This is a genomic window from Bdellovibrio sp. CKG001 (genome assembly GCF_055397465.1).
The window spans coordinates 2665188-2683164 of the sequence record NZ_AP029173.1 but is presented as its reverse complement, the minus strand read 5'-3'; the positions used below and the strand labels follow the sequence as shown (position 1 = coordinate 2683164).

The following is a 17977-nucleotide window of genomic DNA, read 5'->3' as shown; positions in this document are numbered from 1 at the left end:
TCATTATGAAAAAGAAAATTGAACTGGAAGTGGTCGTCGATATCGTCTGCCCCTGGTGTTATGTTGGCAAAACAACACTTCTGAAAGCGATGGATCAGCTGAAGGATCAGATTGAATTTGATGTGAGAATCCTTCCTTTTCAATTGGATCCCGATGTCCCGGTGGAGGGGCTTCCACGAGCCGAATATTTGACAAAGAAGTTTGGCGACGGACAGCGTTTCGCTGAGGCGGAACGTCGTGTGGTTCAGGCCGCGAACAATATCGGTGCGGAAATGCACTTTGATAAAATTCAGACGCAAATCAACACCATGGATTGTCACCGTCTGATCTGGCTGGCCGGGCAAGATGGAAAGCAGTTGGCAGTGACCAATGAACTTTACAAGGCCTATTATGTCGAGGGTCTTGATCTTTCAAAGAAATCCAATCTGGCCGATGTGATGGCGCGACTGGGATATGAGGCTCAAAGTATTTATGAGTTTCTTAACAGTGATCAGGGCACGCGTGACGTTGAAGCACTGATTGGCGAAGTTTATAGTTTTGGTATTTCCGGTGTTCCGTTCTTTATTTTAAATAGGGAGGTCGGAATCTCAGGAGCTCAGCCACTTGAGGTGTTTTTACAGGCGTTTCAGGAAGTGTAAAGCCGGCCTGCACAGGAGGCGTCAGAAGAAGCACTTCTTTGGGCGCCTTCAGGTGGGAAAACCATTTTCGATACAAGTCTTCAAATTCACCACTGCGTTTGATTTCAGTCAAAGCTGTATGCCAGTTTCTGATCAGGTGGGGATCTGTGCCCTGGGAGAAAGCAAAGTACAGCGAGCTTGATTTCAGTGAAGCCACTTTGACATAATCTTTTTCTTTGTATCCAGTTCGTCGGAAAAGCTCGGCGACCGCCAGATCGTCATCACACAGAACCTCCACGCGGCCACTCATAAGCATGCGCACGGCACTTTCGGATGAATTCACAGGCACGATATGTTCAAATCCCTGCTGCTTCAGCAAGTTGTGAAAAGCTGTGCCCCGATGAGTGCCTACAGTCAGACCGCGTTTGATTTCATCCAGAGTGATCGTTTTTCGGTTCTTTGCGTGCGCTGACATGTACAGCGATATGTCGCCATCGGCGATCGGCCCCAGCAGGGTAAAGATTTTCTCTCGCTCGGGTGTGCGCACCAGGGTGAAGAGCAACACATTGGGTTGGGTCAGTGCGGTTTTATAAGCTCGGGTCCAAGGCTGGACTTCGACTTGGTTGTGCATGGAGAGATGCTTTTGAATCATTCGGGCCAGATCCACGGCCATACCTTGGGCAGTTCCGGATTTTTCGAAAGACATAGGAGGCCAGTGCTCGGTCACGAGTCTTAAAGAGGTCTCGTGTGACAAGCCCGGCTGCGATAGCAGCAGCAGACAGAATAGAAAAAAGTATTTTAGCTGCAACATGCCCTGATTTTAACACAAACTTGACAGCTAATCAGGGCATGGAGGAGAGAGTTGTTGAATATCAATTTCCCTCAAATCGCCTGTGGGGCAGGGAACTCGAGGGAAAAGTGAGTCTTGGATTAATTGCGTTTTTTGCGAGCCTGGTGGCGATGTTCTTCCTGCCAGTTGCGTCGTTCGCTTTGACCTTGATCCTTGGAAATAGTCATCTCGGGCAGCAATTGCAAGTGACCCTTTAATTGAGAGTGCAGGGGAAGCAAGTTTAATCCGGACATTAAAAGCTGGCGGAACTGTTTACCAAATTCACTTTGGTGCGGCGGCTCTTCAAACAGCAGACGTTCAATTTCTGCACGGGCCACAGCGGCATGTTGATCGGTGATGAATTCAAGTTCTGTCAGGGTGTCGATGTCAGCCATCAGGGATGTGAACTCGCGCAGCCACACGTAGCGTTCAGCACCCATCAAAGCCTGAAACCATTCTGTCGGCGTTGTTTCGTAACCATTTTCGCGATCGAACTCTGCTTTAAGGGCTGTTAGAGTTTCCTTTTGCAGGCCCCAGAGGGCATGGCGAACTCTCAGAGTGTTGGCGTGATGATGTGAATGAGTCATGGGGTCGGGCTCCTGTTGCTCTTAAAAAACCGATGCTAGCTTATTTTTACAGTCTTGACATCTACTTTTAAGAACAGGAGCCCGTGGGGTTTTTAGAGCTTAGCGGCAGCGTCTCCACTGAAGGTGATAGATCAGGCCGGAGCTGATATCGGCGCTATCCACAGTGGCCAACGTCTGCTCGCCACGACCGTTGGATCTGGCCATCATGGACGTATTGACGCGAAGGTTTACGTCCGCTCCGCACGGCGTCCAGACCATGGTGCTGGCAATCAGGCCGTCAGAGATCGTGTAGCTGTCGTTAACAGGGCCCATGAAGGTGCGGCTGATGCGTGGTCCGCGGGCGCCGGCCCAGAAGTATTCAGCGTCAAAGCGGGACATGCCTCCGCGTGGGACAAAGTTAAATCCACGATAGTCCACCTGGAAGACTGCCACACTGTAACCACTTGGAACAGAAACTGGGACCGAGATGTTGCAGGACTTACGATCCATTGCGCGTCCGTTACCGGCTTCCGCCACGTAGTTGTCAAAAAGGATACTCAGTGCTGAAGCATCCGGGCTGACTGTGACACTGGCGCTTCCCGCAGGGCAACCAGTACCGCCGTATGCAGGCTGACCCAAACGAATTTGTTGTGCCTGAGCGGTGATGCTCGCAGCGGACATAAGACCAACGATCGCAAGTAATAGTGTACCTTTCATAATTCCCCCTTTGGATTATGTGTGTTTTTGTTTTACTTAAAAATTTGGTTATTGATTTTATTTATGGAAAACGCGGTGGTCTTCCTGGTGCTGGGTTGGGACGCCCTGGTCCGGGATCGCGACCCGGGGGTGTCACTGAACCGCCGCCCGAGGGGCGACATTGCTTCCACGCCAGTTGGTAGCGCTGTGACTGCACCTGACCGTCAATGCTGTCCAGAGTGATCTGCGCGGTCAACAGCGATGACAAGTTCAGATTACGAGCCATCAAGTAAGTCGTGATGTAAAGCGACTGAATCGAATTGGCATTACAAGCCGCCCATGGAGCAACACGCGGATCGACCTGGTGACGGATGTAGTAGGTGTCGTTGTAAGGTCCGCGGAATTCCTGCGCGCGGAAGTTGTAGGTGCCACCGTTTTCATATCCGGGTCTTTCATTGCGGGGTTTGCTGCCGTCAAAAGAATAAAGAGCCTGGTGAGTTACCAGAGTGCCAACTTCAGCATAAGCAAAACCGCGATAGTCCGCCGACGTGACAGCGAAAGTCCATCCTGCCGGAACCTGGAAATTTACACGCAGTTCGCAGTTCAATCTCACAATAGGTTTTTGCATGGAAGATTCAGCAATGAAATTGTCCAGCAGTAAAGAGAAGGTCTGGGCGTCTGGAGAAATGGTGGCATTGTAGCTTCCAGCGGGGCAGCCGCTTCCCACTGCCTGAATACTATGAATCCTGATACCCGGTGGAGTTTGTGCCAAGGCCGGTGCTGCCGCTATGAAAGTAAGACCTAATATAGATGTAGTGATTCCCCGCCACATATTTGTTTCCCCCCAGAAACTGGTGACAACCGTCACCTGGGAAACAGCTATAGCAAGGGTTGGGCCACCTCTTATGGTGGCATCTTGGCTCTGAGTTCTTCTATGTTGCGCAGCAAGTCGGTTTTACGCAAGGGTTTGACCAGATGCAAATTGCACCCCACCTCAAGGCTGCGATCAATTTCATTTTTCAAAGCATAGGCCGTCAAGGCCCAGATGGTGGCCGGTGTTTTGCGATGTTCTTTTTCCCACTGACGGATTTTCTGTGTGGCCGTAAATCCATCCATCACCGGCATCTGCATATCCATCAAAATCAGATCATAGTTATTTTCGCGGGCCAACTCCAGAGCCTGCTGACCGTTGACCGCTTCATCAATGTGATGGAGAGAGCCCTTAAGGTAGGCTTTGATCAAGGTGCGATTGTCTTCGGTATCATCGACGACCAGAATGGAAAGAGCTCGGCCCTTTTTTTCGTGGGAGTCTGTCGGTGTGGCAGCAGTGGGCTCTTTTTCCAGAGTCTGCAGAGTTTCCTGATCCTGCAGGCAGGGAAGATCCAAAGTGAAAGAAAAAACACTTCCCTGATGTGGTTTGCTTTCAACCGTGATTTCACCACTCATCAGGTGAACCAGTCGCTTGGAAATGGACAGCCCCAGCCCGGTGCCTCCAAACTTTCTGGTGATGGTTGAATCGGCCTGAGTAAATGGCTGAAACAGGGACGGGATTTTTTCCTCGGGAATGCCGATACCGGTGTCCTTCACCTGAAACAACAAGTTGCCGTGCAGGTGGGGGAGGTTGTTGCGAGAAACGCGGACCTCAATAGATCCTTGCATGGTGAACTTCAAAGAATTGCCAATCAGGTTTGCCAGAATCTGACGAATGCGCGTGGGGTCGCCCAGATAGATATAATTCGTGTCCGGACTCAGAACAAGCGACAGTTGCAGATTTTTTTCCCGGGCTTTCAGAGCGAACATGTCGCAGACATCACGGACTAGTTCGTGCAGATGGACCTGGGTTTTTTCCAGAATCAACAGGCCGGATTCAATTTTTGAGATATCCAGGATGTCATTGACGATGTTCAAAAGATTCTGCCCGGCCTTTTTGGAGATTTCCACATAGTGGGCCTGATCTTCATTTAAGGGGGATTCCTCCAGCAAATCAGACATGCCGATGATGACGTTCAGGGGAGTGCGTATTTCGTGGCTCATGTTGGCCAGGAATTCAGATTTCGTTTCGGAGGCTTTCTTCAGTTGCAGATTTAAATCAATCAGGTGCTGGGTTTTCTCATCCACGATTTCCTCCACCGACATGATGCGATTGGCGATGGTGAGAAGCAGGGCGCAGAGTAAAAACACAAAGGTCAGGGAAGCCATCAGGAACAGATTGGAGTTGGACATGGCAGCCAGAGGCTGCGAGGGATCTTGTTCCAAAGTGACTTCCCAGATGCGATCACCGACCTCGATGGGCTTGCTCCAGCGGAAGTCCTCTAAGAAGGGATTGGCTTGTTCGGGAAACGACTTCGACTGCAGAACCAACGTGGCCGGAGTCGTTGTGATATCCCGGATTGTGACGGCGTAGCTGGGATCATTCAGAACGGCGGTGAGGTCCTTGAGGACATCATCCAGTCTCAGAACCTCCAGCAAAATTCCACCTGGATGTCCAAGGGCAAAAAACAGGAAGCTGCTGGAGCCGACCTCATTTATCTGCAGGGGCAGTGAGGAGGTGATTCGTTGCGATTTCAAAGATCTCCTGAACAGCTCTTCGTGCTCGGGATAGTCGCTGAACTTAAGGTTTTTGATCAGTTCATTCTTATTCAGAGGTTCGATGAATTCGATTTCGAAAAGACCGGGTTTTTCGGGGCGCACGGGAATCCAGGCAAGGGCCTGAACCTCGGGGTGACGGGCATGCAGGGTGCCCGCAAACTTTTTAAACTCTGCCACCGTCACTTCGGACGAGCTTTCGTAAAAACTTTGCAGGGAGCTGAGCATGTCCAGATTGGAGTTCAAATCCTTTTCCAGGACATTATAAGTGAATTCTGATTTTTTGCTGAATTCAGCCAGCCATTTGCTTTGTTCAGTTTTATTCAGATAGTGTGATACCGAAAGAATCAGGCCAAAAGAAACACATACTGGCAGCAGAACCTTGGTTACTGATTTGAGCCAGTACTTGCGCGACTGGATTGAAAACATCAGGGCCACCGGCGCAAAGATCAATCCTCCGGTGGCATCCCCCACAAACCAATGCAACCAGTTCTGGAAAAGACCCCTAGGGCCGACGGCACCGGCAAAATAAAGGGTGCCTGCGCCCAAAGTGGCAGTGATCAGTGATGACAGTGGACCTGCCACCAACAAAAAGAGCAGGACTTCCCGTTCTGTATAAAACCGTTTTGGAAACTGCAGCCAGCGGCGAATCAGCCAGGCCGCCGTGACAATGCCGAGCGTGCTTCCCAGGGCCACCCCGGAGGGGATCAGTATGGCATTGAGGGAATCCAGGTTGCGAATATTAATCAGAAAAGCGCCCGCCGCAACTCCGGGCCAGCGATTGATTCCAAAAAGCAACAGGGCGGCAATGCTAAGGCCTAATGGGGCCCAAATAAGGGAGGCGTACCCTGGTGGCAGGGCCAAAAGCAGGCCTGCTTTGCCGGTGATAAAATAGACAGCGGTAATCAGCAGAACCTGAGCAAGCCATGAGCGCAGAAGGGGTCTCTCCATAAATCAAGTTTATCGGGCTTCAGGCGGGGAAACAATAAATCTCTCGATGGAAGCACAAATGCGTTTTTGTACTGTAGTCAAAATTGTGCTATGAATAGACCTCGTTAGGAGATCTTTATGCAGACTATTCCCGGACTTTGTCAGACGCCTGACAAAGAAACTCAAGCATATACTTTCAACCACACTATGCTAAGGATCAAAGACCCCAAGGCGTCTTTGGATTTTTATACGCGTGTTCTGGGAATGAAGTTGATCCGCAAGCTGGACTTTGCGGAGTGGAAGTTTTCTTTGTTCTTCCTGGCTTATGTCCCAGAGAGCACTCAAGTTCCGACCGATAATGAGGCCAATGCAAAATATGCCTTCGGACGTGAAGCCGTGCTGGAGTTGACGCACAATTGGGGTACGGAGGAAGCAGAAACCACACCTTACCATAATGGCAACTCCGAGCCTCGTGGCTTCGGTCATATTTGTATCTCTGTTCCCGATATTCAGAAGGCCTGTGCGCGTTTTGAAGCATTGGGTGTGAACTTCCAAAAACGCCTGGGCGAAGGCGGAATGAAAAACATCGCCTTCATCAAAGATCCGGATCAGTACTGGATTGAGGTGGTTCAACCGGGTCTTCTTTAATGCGCAAATGGTGGCCGATTCTCAGAAAGTGGATGCTCAAAGCGGTGCTGCTCTTTTTTGTGAGCAGTCTGGGCTTTGTCTTGCTGTACCGATTTGTTCCGGTGCCGTTGACGCCGTTGATGGTCATTCGCTCTGTCAGTTCTTTGTGGGGGGATGAGTTTGTCGGCATCCACAAAGACTGGGTTCCGCTGGAAGAAATTTCACCAGCTGTACAAAAGGCGGTTCTTAAGGCAGAGGATTATCGCTTCTTTGAACACAGCGGGTTTGATTTTGATGCGATTGAAAAGGCCATCAAGTACAACAAGACCCATAAAAGAAAAAAAGGGGCCAGCACCATTTCCCAGCAGACGGCGAAGAATGTGTTTCTTTGGCCCAATCGGGACTGGATTCGCAAGGGTCTGGAGGCCTACTTTACGGTTTTGATTGAGACCACCTGGCCCAAAGAGCGTATCATGGAAGTGTATCTGAATGTGATAGAGCTGGGGCCGGGCGTGTATGGAGTGGAGGCGGCTTCACAAAAGTACTTCAAACGCAGTGCTAAAAATCTGAACTCTTATCAGGCGTCGTTGATTGCGGCAGTTCTGCCAAATCCACGACGTTTCCGTATCGATCGACCTTCAAACTATGTTGTCGGTCGTCAGCGTCGTATTTTGAACCGTGTGGCGCCAGCGATCCCCAAGACGGCCGAGGCCTCTTTGTTGGATTTCCTGGATCTGAAGTTTGATTCAGACGAAGAGGACGCTCCCTAAAATTGGTTTGCCCGGTCCTGGGCAGAGTTCTAAGATTTCCTTATGAGCTCAAACAAGAAAAAAGCCAAAATGATTGCCGCCATCAATGAACGCGGATGCCTGCTGGTGTATCCTCTGGAAAACCGTAAAGAGCCCGCCAGTCTTTGGAGTGAGCTCTATCCGCGCACGAAGATGCGTTGGGAGTGGGATCAGGACGGTGACAATCGAGTGGCAGAATTGTGGGTGTTGCGAGAGGAGCTGTCGCGCAGTGAAGAGGTTGTTTACGCCAAATGGTTTCGCAATCGGGCGACCTTCTTTTCAAAGGAAGTCTTCGTCCATCTGCTGGCCTGGTTGGGCAGTTCGCAAGGTCGCGTGAATCTGCCTCGCAGCAGTCAGGAGGCGCTGGACAGCTTCCTGCAGGACTCCCCGCAAAGCACCAAGATCATCAAAGAAAATCTGGGCTGGCAGGGGAAGATGATGGAAAGCCACTATAATCGGGCTATGAAACCCCTGTGGAATTATCTTTTTTTGGTGGGCTATGGAGAAGTGCAGGATTCCAGCTTTCCGTCGTTGAATATGGCGGCCACTCAAAATCTGTTTGAAGACCTGTGGCTGAAATCGCAGGAACTGGATGCGGCTTCAGCGGAATCGTTCCTGCGTAAAAAGCTGGGTCCGGATAATTTATTCTTTAAATACGCTCAGAAGCTGGTCAAAACCTAAGGGGCATACCAGCAGCGTGGACGTTCCTGCTCCAGAAGCCCGGCAATCATCGTGTCCAGTCGGCACTGGGCGCTGGGATAGAAGGTTTCTTGCAACTCCACTTTATCCACCACAGTCAGATCCGGTGTGTGATAGTCGGTTTCACCGCCACCGCTGGCAAGCTGGCGGAAGAAGAGGCGTTCCACCTCTAAAGCCTGAAATCCACGGAAGCAATTGTACAGTTCTTCCGGGGAGGAGAACTTCTGGCGACACAGATTTTCTGTATAGGCGTTGGGTGCCTGCACAGGCTGGAACTCAGGAATATATTTGAAAACTCGCTTGATACAGGAGCGGGTGGCAAAATAGTCGGACTGTCCTTCGGTGGAAGCCCGAGTGCTGTCGGTTTTTCTTTTGTAAGGGGCGCCACCAATGCCATGCCCCAGTTCATGACAAAGAGTCATAGCCACTCCATCCGGGGTCATTCCGGGCATGCGGGCATAGCCACCAAATAAAAACAGAAAATGCTCAGTCAGACCCTGGGAGTCCGTGTAAGCACTGTAAGATGCGTGACGGTCGTTTAAATCCCACCAGAAGTTGGGTAGCTGTGGACTGGGGGGACGATTGATGTTCAATCGGGCATTTTGTTTTGCCAGTTCGGTGGAAAACTCTGCTTGGAAGGCCTGACTGATAACTTGAAATTGTTCAAGGCTGATCTGCGCCTTTGCAGGAAGTGTTGTGCTGAAAACCAATAGTGCCAGTAGTGCCAGGAATTGCCAGAGTGTGTATTTCATGCCCCTTCTTTTAACAGATAGGTTCGGAAAGTCCCAGTGGGTGGGCGTTTTTTACAAGAACTGTTTATTGTTTTTCTTCAGTGTGCGAAGCGCTTTTTTGCCTCTGCCGCTAAAACCGTCAGAATAAGGTCTTATGAAAAAACAAATCATCTTTTTAGGACTTCTGGCGTGGTTTCTATTGAAAGTCCTTAGCGCACACGCTGCAGGGAATGATGTTCGTTTTATGACGGAATGCGAACCCGGGCAGGAACGGATCAGCCTGTCTTTTGTGGGGGATATACTGGTGCATGAGGCTCTTTATCGGGCGGTGGTGAAGGGGACTCAAAACTTCAGTCAGATTTGGAGACACACGGACAGCCTGATGACCAAAGCCCATTTTTCAGTGGGCAATCTGGAAGGTCCTGCTGCGATGGGTGTGGATCGCCGGGGGCGTGATCATGGGGATGTGGGATTTATCTATGACGAAGTGGTGTACTCGGGGTCTAATTTTTCCTTTAACTATCATCCGCGTATTCTGAGGGATCTGCAAAGATCGGGATATGATCTGTTGACCGTGGCCAATAATCATTCTTTGGACCGGGCTTCGTTGGGAATTGATAAGACCATCGATGCGGCCCGGGCGATTGGACTTCCGACTGTGGGGATTCGCAAAGCTTCGGAGCGAAATGCGCCGTTTTATGAAGTTGTCTCTGTCGGCGGTTTACGTGTGGCCTTCTTAGGATGCACCGAGATGAGCAATGGTCACAGCGATAGTAAAGACCAGCTTCTGTTCTGTTACAAGGCCCCCGAGAAAATGGTGGAGCTGATTCGCGACATCTCCTCACGCTCTGATGTGGATGCTTTGATTCTACTGCCGCACTGGGGGCAGGAATATAAACATACCCCGGACTCCCGCCAAAAAAGTTACGCCCGCAAATATCTGGAGGCCGGAGCCACGGCGATTATCGGATCGCATCCCCACGTTTTGCAACCGTGGGAAAAGTATGTCACCAAGGACGGTCGCGAAACTTTGATTGCGTATTCTTTGGGAAACTTCGTGGCCGGACAGGCGGGGGTGGCGCGAAAGACCGGTGTGGTGGTTTATCTGGGGCTTGTGAAAGAAGGAGGGCGAGCCCGGATTTTTGGAACCGCCTATACCCCCACTTATCGTGAAGGCACCGAGATCTGGCCGGTGACCAAAAATAAAGAGGCTCTGGAGCATGCCGCCTCTTTGTTTGGCAGTGAAAGACGGTTGTCGCCCGATGGAGCCTTGATGAATTTTCTTTGTCAGAAGAAAATGTGATGATCGACGGGTCAGCCGGGTGTAGAGTTTTGGCATGAACGACAAGGATAAGTTTCCCACCACGTTGGCAATTCGCGAACTTCTAAAATATCAGGTCAGCTATGAAGGACACCTTTTTCAGTATCAGGAAAAAGGTGGAACCGCACATTCCTCAAAAGAGCTCGGGGTCCCCGAGCACAGTGTGATCAAGACGCTGATTATGGAAAATGAAAACAAAGAGCCGCTGGTGGTTCTGATGCATGGGGATCGACAAGTTTCAACGAAGCAGTTGGCGCGAGAACTGGGGGTGAAAACCATTTCTCCCTGCAAACCTGAGGTGGCAGATCGTCATTCGGGGTATCAAGTGGGGGGGACTTCCCCGTTTGGGACCAAAAGAAAAATGCCAGTATATATGGAAAAAACCATATTGGATCTGGAGCTCATCTATATCAACGGTGGCAAAAGAGGCTTTTTGGTTTCCATGAAGCCGCAGGAAGTGGTTCGAGTTCTGCAACCGACGTTGGTGCAAGTGGGTGTTCAAAGCTCTTGAATCCCTGTATCCCGACACTTGATCTTGTTTGCCTGGTGCGGTGTCTTTAAAATCCTCTGTGAATATCATCACAGGAGGAGTCTATGAAAGCGGTCCGCTTTGTCGGAGTGGGAAAACCTGCGCAAATTGTTGAATTGCCAAAGCCAGAGCCCAAAGCGGGAGAGGTGCTGGTGAAAATCGGTGGGGCGGGTGTGTGTCACTCTGACCTTCACGTTCTTCACAGCGGGATTGGGATTGAACATTCTTTTACTCTGGGACATGAAAATGCAGGATGGGTGGCGGGTACCGGTGCGGGAGTCCGTAACTGGAAAGAGGGTGACGCCGTTGCCATCTATGGGCCCTGGGGATGCGGCCACTGTCACGCATGCATGCAGTCTTATGAAAACTATTGCGAAAATTGGAAGCCGGGTCAGGCCTATGGCGGTGGCTTGGGCGCAGATGGGGGAATGGCTGAATACATGCTGGTCCCTTCAGAACGTTTGTTAGTTTCGCTGGGAAAATTGAAGCCTCAGGATGCAGCCCCTTTGAGTGATGCGGCCCTGACGCCTTATCATGCCATCAAGCGGGCGTTACCACTTCTGACCCCCGAGGCCACAGCTGTGGTGTTGGGGGTTGGAGGATTGGGCCATATGGCTGTGCAACTGATCAAGTGTCTTTCTGGAGCCCGCATTGTGGCTGGGGATGTTGACGACGCCAAGTTGGAGATGGCCAAAAAAATGGGGGCCGATCTGGTGGTAAACACGAAGAGCGAGGATGCCGCAGAAAAGATTCTTAAATTCACCGGGCCCCGCAAGGCGGCCTTGGTTCTGGATTGTGTGGGAGTCCAACCCACAGTGACCTTGGGAAGCAAGATCGTGGGTATGAACAGTCATTTCACAATCGTGGGACTGGGGGGAGGCAAGCTCACCATGGATGGAGGTGCCTCAGTGCCGTTTGGCTGCATGGTCAGTACTCCTTACTGGGGGTCTCGCGCAGAGTTGATGGAGGTTCTGGCTTTGGCTGAATCGGGCCGCATCCACGCCGAGGTCACTCACTTCAAACTGGATGAAACTCCTGAGGTTTACAGAAAGCTTGATGAAGGAAAAATACGTGGTCGCGCTGTGATCGTGCCAGAGGCGAATTTTTAGTATCCGCCTTCGTCGAACATCATCATGCGCTCTTCGTTGCGTTGAAGCTCAAACCAGTATTGGTCTTCGCCATCGGCGCTTTTGTTGCGAACCTTGTATTCGCGCAGAGTGTCTTTGATCGATTTATTGAAAGAGTCATCTTTAAAGTTGATGCGAAGGCGGCCTCGTTCATCAAACTGGGAGGCCGGGGTGAAACGCAACTGCACTTTCATTTTTGGATTGTGCTGAGTCATGGAAGCCTGCCATGCGCTGACGGGGACGGCGCTTTTTTCTAGCGACGGATCCAGAATGTATGGGATCAGTTTGTTATCCTTTTTTACCAGAACCGCTGGAGCCACATGATACTTCCACTCGACCGTGGTTCCGGTTTTCGTGGGATTCGGGCGGCGCAGGCGTGGTGATTCGTTTTCATCAACAGAAGCGAAAACTTTTATAGGTGTGATACCCTTAAGTAACATCAGGCGTGACATTTCATGGGCCCTCTCTTCGCAGCCCGCGATGGAAAACTCGAAGGGGATATCGCCGTTGGATTTAAGTTCCTGAAAAAGTTTCTGTGCTTCTTTTTCCGTCAGGACAGACACATTATCGCTTTCCAGTTTGGTGGTGCGAGATTGGACTTGAGTCAGTTTCGAAGAATCACACTGAACCGACTGTTGCGCGTTCAGGTGGCGCAAGGTGGAGTCCAGGCTGGTGGCAAAGGACTTTAGATCATCAGCTGCGCGGGCGCTCAAAGAACTAAACAAGACAAAGATAAAAAAGACTTTAATCATGATGAATCTTATCGGCGCTTTGCTCCCCAAACATGACCAAGTCGAGCCAGAACCCCGCGAGGAAGATTTGATCAGAAAGAAATTGCACTCTTTGCGTGGACAGCTATCATCTCCTAATGACTTTGGTCCTGATCTACTTGTCCACAGCATTGAGCTTTCTTGTTTGCACGGTCTATGCCACTCGCTCTTGGTCCTATCGTCGCTCTTATTCTCACGGGTTGATTTTCTTGATCGAGGCCACCTATGCCATGTGGGCGTTTTCGCTGATCAGCGTGTTTGCTATTGAGACCATGTCATTTAAGGTCTTCATGACTCATGCTCGTCAGTTGATGCTGCCTTTGATCTGTCCTGCCTGGACGCTGCTGACTCTCGCTTTGTTCTTTCCGGACTTCTCAAATCGCATGCGACGGCATCTGCACTGGATTTTTCTGCTGCCAGTGATCGTGATTGCCGGGAATGTTCTGGCGATGCTGGGGTTTTCGTTTGCTGAGAAGTGGATTTTCTATGACTTCCAACTTGTGCCGGGCTTGAGTGGCTTGGTCGACTTCAAACGAGGGCTTCTGCTAAAGACTTCCTTTGCCTACAACACACTCTGTGTGGCTGCGGCTTTTGGAATTTCATTCTATGCCTTTGTGACTTTGCAGGGGCGTCGCAGGCTGTATGCGCTGGTGCTGATGCTGGCGGGCACCTGGCCGACTTTTCTAGAGGCGTGGGCTCGAATGGTTCCTTCGGAGACGATCCCTTGGGCTCAGTTGACGGTGCTGGGTTTGTGGCCCTGCGTATGGGGAATGCACTTTGCGGCCAGCCGGGTGGATTTGCTGGAGATTGTCTCTTTGGCGCAGCAGAAGGTCTTTGAACATCTGCCCAGCCCCGTGGTGACACTGAATACGCGGGGGGAATATTGGGATGCCAATCTTGCCGCGAAAAGATCTTTGAAGCTGCAGGAAGATTGGCGGGGCAGGTCCGCCGCTAAGATTCCTGTGCTGGATGCGATCGCAAATACGGTTGGAAAATATAAAATAGCGGATCGTAGTTATCAGGTGATTCGTCACACACTGGATTTTCACGGAGGCGAAAGTCAGGCACAGATTTTCGTACTCAATGATGTGAGTGAGCTTGAAGAAAGCAATAAGACCCTGCGGGACCTGAATGGTGCCATCTTGCAAATGACCCGCTTCAATAAAAAAGTCCAGACGGTGCTGGCACATGATCTCAGTGGTGCACTTTCCGGGGTGCAGATTCTTTTAAACGGCGTGATCCAGAAAATGCAGGGCACGGAAAACATAAACATGCTGCAGGCTTTGAACCGGGCCAGTGAAGCCAATAAGTCTTCGCTAGCGTTGTTGCAGAATCTGCTGGCCTGGAGTTACGAGGAAGAAAACTTCCACAAGGTAGGGCTGAAAGAGAGAGTTCACACCGCCGTGGCTCAGCTTTCACCGCAAGTCCTGCAAAAAAATATCACCTTGAACATCGATTTGCCAGAGCAGGATGTGGCATTGACGGGATCGGGGAAAGTGGTCGAAGCCATTATTCGAAATATTCTGTCTAATGCGGTGAAGTTCAGTCCGGTGGGGGGGCAGATCGACATTCAATGGGAGCAAATGGATCGCCATGTGGAACTGATCATTCAAGATCAGGGACCGGGGATTTCAGAAGAGTTGATGCGCCAGTTGTCGGACCCGACCGCCTCCATCACCGCTCAGGGAGAGGGTTTTGGTCTGGGACTTCGATTTACGACGGATTTCGTAGCCCAAATGGGTGGTATTATGGAATTAAAGAATCACCGTCCCACTGGGACTCGGGTTTCGGTCAAGTTTCCTTTATTTGTTTGACCGTAACCTCGCAGAACGAAATAGTTAATTGGGAGTAATGTTCTATTTATGTCAGAAAAAACGAAAGTTTCCTTTTATATCGTAGATGATCATCCTGTTACTCGGCATGGATTGCGCGTTTCTCTGGAGTCAATGTCAGATGAAATGGTTTGCCGTGGTGAAGCGGGCAGCGCTGAAGAGGCTCTGAAATTTTTTGAAGCGGGCAGTGCCGACATCGTGGTTCTGGATCACGCCTTGCCGGGGAAGTCCGGCTTGGATTTGGTGACAGAGCTTCGTCAGAAGGCGCCACATGTGCGTTTTGCTTTGTTAACTCAATGTGATGATGCGGGCGTGCTGGCTCAGTATCAGAAGCTGGGTGTGCGAGTCATGATGGCAAAGACCTCTGCCAGTGAAGTTTTAAAGGAGGCGATTCAAAGCCTGCTTAACGAGCGCATTTATATCTGCCCGGCGATGAGAAAACTTTTGGAAGAGCCACGCCTGACCTCGGTGCTGACGCCAAGAGAGATTGAAGTCATCCGCATGATCGCTCAGGGGAAAACCAACAAAGAAGTGGCTTTGGTTTTGGGATGCTCTGAACACACTATCAAGACCCACAAGACCAACGTGATGAGAAAGTTGAATCTTTCCAATGCCGTTGAAATCAGCGTCTGGGCTTTGAAGCGAAATTTGGCCTAAGGCGAAAGGCGGCGGAACACCCGAAGGTTTTCCGCCGCCAGTTCCTGTCTGTTAAACTTTCTTAGCAAACTGCAAATCCAATGAAATAGCGACGTCATCGCCGACCAACACGCCTCCCGCTTCCAGGGCCGCATTCCAGCTTAAACCGAAATCTTTGCGTTTGATTTTTGTCGTCGCTGAAAAACCAATTTTGATGTTGCCATAGGGGTCTTTCATTTCCGCAGAGGGGCCTTCCACTGCCAGTACGACTTCTTTGGTGACACCATGAATGGTCAAGTCTCCAGTGACCTTCAGGTCCTCACCATCTTTTTCAACGCGAGTCGATTTAAAGTTCAGGGTCGGATATTTTTCGACATTGAAGAAGTCAGCACTTTTTAAGTGTGTGTCGCGTTGGGCTTCGCGGGTGTTGATGCTGGCGGCATCAATGACAGCTTCGATGGATGACTTGGTCACATCGGCGGTGTCCAGTAGCAATGTGCCAGAAAGTTTTTCGAACCCGCCATGGACTTTGGCGATCATCATGTGTTTGATGGAAAAGTTCACGCTGGAGTGAGCCGCATCGATAGTGAAAGTGGTTTGAGCCATAAAATTCCTCCTTGGGAAGTGGTTGTTTATGGGTCTATGATGTCACTTTCTTGATTGTTGCGTAAGGGCACATTAATGCAATATATTGTTGCAATAATGGCACTAATCAAGTGTACTGACTCAAGCTACGATCAGGGCATCGGAGGAACTATGAAAATCGAGAATATTCTTAATCAAAAATTCACCGTGCAAGTGACCGGAGGGGAGGCTCGCCTATTGTATCGTCGTGGGCCTGAAAACTCATTGGATTTGTACTCCACTCAGGTGCCGGTGGAAGCTCGCGGTCAGAACATTGCTGAAAAACTTGTGTTGGAAGCTTTGAAGTTTGCCCAAGATGAAGGTGTGAAGGTGATCCCGACTTGTCCTTATGTGCATCGCTGGTTTGAGAAACATCCAGAGGAAGCTGGACGTCTGCTGAAGCCTTTGTCTGAAACGAGACCCTCTCATGGCTCTTAAGTCCTTACCTGCCGTCTATATGAGAGGCGGCACCAGTCGGGCTCTGGTCTTTAAAAAAGAAGACCTGCCGGCAGATCAAGCTCAGTGGGATGGGATTTTTTTGTCCGCTCTGGGAAGTCCGGATGCCTACGGACGACAACTTGATGGTATGGGTGGGGGGATTTCCTCTTTGTCCAAAGTGTGCATCCTTTCACCTTCACAGCGCCCCGAAGCTGATGTCGATTATACTTTCGCGCAGGTGTCTGTGCATGAAAGTAAAGTGGATTACAAAGGCAACTGCGGCAATATCAGTTCCGTGGTGGGGCCATTTGCTCTTTCCCAGGGCTGGTGCCAGGCCTCCGGCGAAGAGGCGTGTGTGCGCATCTTTAATACCAACACCCAAAAAATCATTCATTCTTATTTTCCTGTAAAAGACAAGCAGCCGATTTATGAAGGGGAGCTACAGATTCCCGGTGTTTCAGGAAGTGGCGCCCCCATACGCCTGGAGTTTCAACGCCCTGGAGGAGCCACCACCGGACGGCTGTTCCCGACGGGGAACAAGTCAGAGCCCTTGTCCTATCTGGGGCAACAGGTGGAGACCTCCATGGTGGATGCTGCCAATCCTGTGGTCTTTGTCAGAGCGGCAGACGTCGGTGTTTCCGGTTTTGAATCTCCGGAAGAGCTGGCTTCTCATAAATCGGTTCTGGCCGGACTTGATGAACTTCGGCGGCAGGCGGCCGTGGCTATGGGACTTGCTGCGGACCTGGAAGCAGCAAAAGACTTGGTCTCGGTTCCCTATGTGGGATTGGTCAGTCCTTCCCTGGATGGCACTGCCAGCTTCAATATGCGGGTGATTGCGGGGGGACAGCCTCACAAGGCACTGCCATTGACGGTGTCATTATGTGCCGCTGTTGCGGCGCGAATCCCTGGCACATTGGTGGCGGATCTTGCCACAACGGTCTCAGATGAAATTCGTATTTCAATGCCTTCGGGGGGCCTGACACTCAGTGCGAGAGTCGAGGAAAAAGACGGGCAGTGGGAAGCTGTGGGGGGAAGTTTCTTTCGTACAGCACGACCCCTGTTTGCCGGAGTCGTGTTTTACCGAGATTAAATTTTAGTGGTTTTTGCGAATCACGCGGATGGCGTGTTGCATGCCGAACTCATACACCTGGTCTGGAGACAGGCCAGGATCATTGCGATAAATCCAATCCGGATAGTACTGCACATAGTGCGTGCCCGCAAAAGTCATGGGCTGAGGCTCCATATTCAGGGCAATGCCGACAAGTTTTGAGCAGTAGGTTTTGTTGTTGTTCCAGACAAATTTATAATCAAAAGGCAGACCCATCTGTGACATCAACGCGTCTTCATTGACCAGGGAATCAGGAATTTCAATCTGGATATGCCCCAGGTTGCCCCCAAGGTGGGCGATGGGCAGACGACGTCCACCGGCACGAGTGTCGGCCTCGTAAGCGTAACCTTTGTATTCCAGGATGACGTGGAACAGAGGCTGAGGAACATTCGGGTTGCTGTAAAAGTGCAAAACGGCGGCAAAGCCATTAGCAGAGAAAAGCAGAGCTGAAATGAGGATAAAAAGACACTTTTTCATGCCCCACTTCAATAGACCTGTGTCTGCGCTTTGGCAAGAACTAAGA

Annotated in this window: 20 protein-coding genes; 11 read left to right on the top strand and 9 right to left on the bottom strand. The window is 50.6% G+C overall.

Going from position 1 to position 17977, the window contains the following annotated elements:
* The first annotated feature begins 5 nt into the window (after positions 1–5).
* The gene (locus ACZ50P_RS12720; protein WP_464120340.1) at positions 6–638 is read left to right on the top strand and encodes a DsbA family oxidoreductase; all 633 of its coding nucleotides are present in this window, start codon (positions 6–8) and stop codon (positions 636–638) included.
* On the opposite strand, the gene ACZ50P_RS12715 is transcribed toward ACZ50P_RS12720, so the two are convergent.
* From ACZ50P_RS12715 to ACZ50P_RS12695, 5 genes are all read right to left on the bottom strand, one after another.
* Entirely contained in the window at positions 562–1428 is an 867-nt protein-coding gene (locus ACZ50P_RS12715; protein ID WP_464131589.1) for a substrate-binding periplasmic protein, read from the bottom strand. The genes ACZ50P_RS12720 and ACZ50P_RS12715 overlap by 77 nt on opposite strands.
* A 119-nt stretch (positions 1429–1547) precedes the next feature.
* The gene (locus tag ACZ50P_RS12710) at positions 1548–2033 is read right to left on the bottom strand and encodes a hypothetical protein (protein ID WP_464120342.1); all 486 of its coding nucleotides are present in this window, start codon (positions 2031–2033) and stop codon (positions 1548–1550) included.
* Between the two features lie 99 nt (positions 2034–2132).
* A complete protein-coding gene (locus ACZ50P_RS12705; protein WP_464131587.1) occupies positions 2133–2729 on the bottom strand; it encodes a DUF4360 domain-containing protein in 597 nt (198 codons plus the stop codon).
* 61 nt (positions 2730–2790) lie between these two features.
* Complete coding sequence (locus ACZ50P_RS12700) at positions 2791–3540, bottom strand: DUF4360 domain-containing protein (RefSeq protein ID WP_464131585.1); 750 nt, start codon at positions 3538–3540, stop codon at positions 2791–2793.
* Between the two features lie 71 nt (positions 3541–3611).
* Positions 3612–6245 (bottom strand): ATP-binding protein, encoded by a 2634-nt coding sequence (locus tag ACZ50P_RS12695; RefSeq protein WP_464131583.1) that lies wholly within the window; start codon positions 6243–6245, stop codon positions 3612–3614.
* A 117-nt stretch (positions 6246–6362) separates the two neighbouring features.
* On the opposite strand from ACZ50P_RS12695, the gene gloA reads away from it, so the two are divergent.
* Genes gloA through ACZ50P_RS12680 form a run of 3 tightly spaced genes read left to right on the top strand, consistent with a single transcriptional unit; the run spans position 6363 to position 8320 of the window.
* The gene (gene gloA, locus ACZ50P_RS12690; RefSeq protein WP_464131581.1) at positions 6363–6872 is read left to right on the top strand and encodes a lactoylglutathione lyase; all 510 of its coding nucleotides are present in this window, start codon (positions 6363–6365) and stop codon (positions 6870–6872) included.
* Complete coding sequence (mtgA, locus tag ACZ50P_RS12685; RefSeq protein ID WP_464131579.1) at positions 6872–7621, top strand: monofunctional biosynthetic peptidoglycan transglycosylase; 750 nt, start codon at positions 6872–6874, stop codon at positions 7619–7621. Before gloA ends, mtgA begins: the two co-directional genes overlap by 1 nt.
* Before the next feature lie 42 nt (positions 7622–7663).
* A complete protein-coding gene (locus ACZ50P_RS12680; protein ID WP_464131577.1) occupies positions 7664–8320 on the top strand; it encodes an AlkZ-related protein in 657 nt (218 codons plus the stop codon).
* Here ACZ50P_RS12680 and ACZ50P_RS12675 read toward each other — a convergent pair.
* On the bottom strand, positions 8317–9090 hold the full coding sequence (locus ACZ50P_RS12675; protein ID WP_464131575.1) for a hypothetical protein: 774 nt from the start codon (positions 9088–9090) through the stop codon (positions 8317–8319). The genes ACZ50P_RS12680 and ACZ50P_RS12675 overlap by 4 nt on opposite strands.
* 133 nt (positions 9091–9223) lie before the next feature.
* Here ACZ50P_RS12675 and ACZ50P_RS12670 point away from each other — a divergent pair, with 133 nt between their 5' ends.
* The 3 genes from ACZ50P_RS12670 (at position 9224) to ACZ50P_RS12660 (ending at position 12028) form a co-directional block, all read left to right on the top strand.
* On the top strand, positions 9224–10372 hold the full coding sequence (locus ACZ50P_RS12670; RefSeq protein ID WP_464131573.1) for a CapA family protein: 1149 nt from the start codon (positions 9224–9226) through the stop codon (positions 10370–10372).
* A gap of 34 nt (positions 10373–10406) precedes the next feature.
* On the top strand, positions 10407–10901 hold the full coding sequence (gene ybaK / locus ACZ50P_RS12665) for a Cys-tRNA(Pro) deacylase (protein ID WP_464131571.1): 495 nt from the start codon (positions 10407–10409) through the stop codon (positions 10899–10901).
* Positions 10902–10984: 83 nt separating this feature from the next.
* Positions 10985–12028: an NAD(P)-dependent alcohol dehydrogenase gene (locus tag ACZ50P_RS12660; RefSeq protein WP_464120354.1), complete on the top strand. Its 1044-nt coding sequence runs from the start codon at positions 10985–10987 to the stop codon at positions 12026–12028.
* On the opposite strand, the gene ACZ50P_RS12655 is transcribed toward ACZ50P_RS12660, so the two are convergent.
* Positions 12025–12798 carry a protein-glutamine glutaminase family protein gene (locus ACZ50P_RS12655; RefSeq protein WP_464131569.1) on the bottom strand — a complete coding sequence of 258 codons (774 nt, stop codon included), beginning with the start codon at positions 12796–12798 and terminating at the stop codon, positions 12025–12027. The two genes, ACZ50P_RS12660 and ACZ50P_RS12655, sit on opposite strands and share 4 nt — an antisense overlap.
* Before the next feature lie 116 nt (positions 12799–12914).
* Here ACZ50P_RS12655 and ACZ50P_RS12650 point away from each other — a divergent pair, with 116 nt between their 5' ends.
* The gene (locus tag ACZ50P_RS12650; RefSeq protein WP_464131567.1) at positions 12915–14630 is read left to right on the top strand and encodes a sensor histidine kinase; all 1716 of its coding nucleotides are present in this window, start codon (positions 12915–12917) and stop codon (positions 14628–14630) included.
* A gap of 48 nt (positions 14631–14678) precedes the next feature.
* Positions 14679–15305: a LuxR C-terminal-related transcriptional regulator gene (locus ACZ50P_RS12645; protein WP_464131565.1), complete on the top strand. Its 627-nt coding sequence runs from the start codon at positions 14679–14681 to the stop codon at positions 15303–15305.
* Between the two features lie 51 nt (positions 15306–15356).
* Here the strand turns inward: ACZ50P_RS12645 and ACZ50P_RS12640 are convergent, their stop codons facing one another.
* Positions 15357–15890: a YceI family protein gene (locus ACZ50P_RS12640; protein ID WP_464120359.1), complete on the bottom strand. Its 534-nt coding sequence runs from the start codon at positions 15888–15890 to the stop codon at positions 15357–15359.
* Positions 15891–16040: 150 nt separating this feature from the next.
* Here ACZ50P_RS12640 and ACZ50P_RS12635 point away from each other — a divergent pair, with 150 nt between their 5' ends.
* Positions 16041–16346, top strand: coding sequence for a GNAT family N-acetyltransferase (locus tag ACZ50P_RS12635; RefSeq protein WP_464120360.1), 306 nt, complete (start codon positions 16041–16043; stop codon positions 16344–16346).
* Entirely contained in the window at positions 16336–17436 is a 1101-nt protein-coding gene (locus ACZ50P_RS12630; RefSeq protein WP_464131563.1) for a PrpF domain-containing protein, read from the top strand. Before ACZ50P_RS12635 ends, ACZ50P_RS12630 begins: the two co-directional genes overlap by 11 nt.
* Positions 17437–17439: 3 nt before the next feature.
* Here the strand turns inward: ACZ50P_RS12630 and ACZ50P_RS12625 are convergent, their stop codons facing one another.
* Positions 17440–17931: a hypothetical protein gene (locus tag ACZ50P_RS12625; RefSeq protein ID WP_464120363.1), complete on the bottom strand. Its 492-nt coding sequence runs from the start codon at positions 17929–17931 to the stop codon at positions 17440–17442.
* Positions 17932–17977: the final 46 nt, after the last annotated feature.